The organism is Psychrobacter sp. TAE2020 (assembly GCF_018919485.1).
Classification (GTDB): domain Bacteria; phylum Pseudomonadota; class Gammaproteobacteria; order Pseudomonadales; family Moraxellaceae; genus Psychrobacter.
Genome location: NZ_JAHLMU010000015.1, coordinates 1 through 464, shown reverse-complemented (window position 1 = coordinate 464; position 464 = coordinate 1). Strand labels below are relative to the sequence as shown.

Here is a 464-nt window from a genome sequence, read left to right as displayed (position 1 = left end):
CCGAAGAACAGTTGGGCTATGCCGTGTTTGCGTTTCCAATGAGCGTGGGGCGTCAGTGGGGCATGGGCTTCCTTTTGCAAAGCAATGATAAACAGCCTTCATTCTTGTGGGAGCGTTACAAGGCGTTTTTCCCAACCGCAGAGGCAAAATTGCGGGCGATGAAGCCAGAAGAGTTTGCGCAAATCCAGCAGGCGGTAATTACCCAGATGCTGCAGGCACCGCAAACGCTCGGCGAAGAAGCATCGAAGTTAAGTAAAGATTTCGATCGCGGCAATATGCGCTTCGATTCGCGTGATAAAATCGTGGCCCAGATAAAACTGCTGACGCCGCAAAAAATTGCTGATTTCTTCCATCAGGCGGTGGTCGAGCCGCAAGGTATGGCTATTCTGTCGCAGATTTCCGGCAGCCAGAATGGGAAAGCCGAATATGTGCATCCTGAAGGCTGGAAAGTGTGGGAGAACGTC

At 51.7% G+C, this 464-nt stretch carries 1 protein-coding gene; it reads left to right on the top strand.

Going from position 1 to position 464, the window contains the following annotated elements:
* Positions 1-464: hypothetical protein (locus KPY62_RS13535; RefSeq protein WP_216583472.1), on the top strand; the 464-nt coding region annotated here is incomplete at both ends.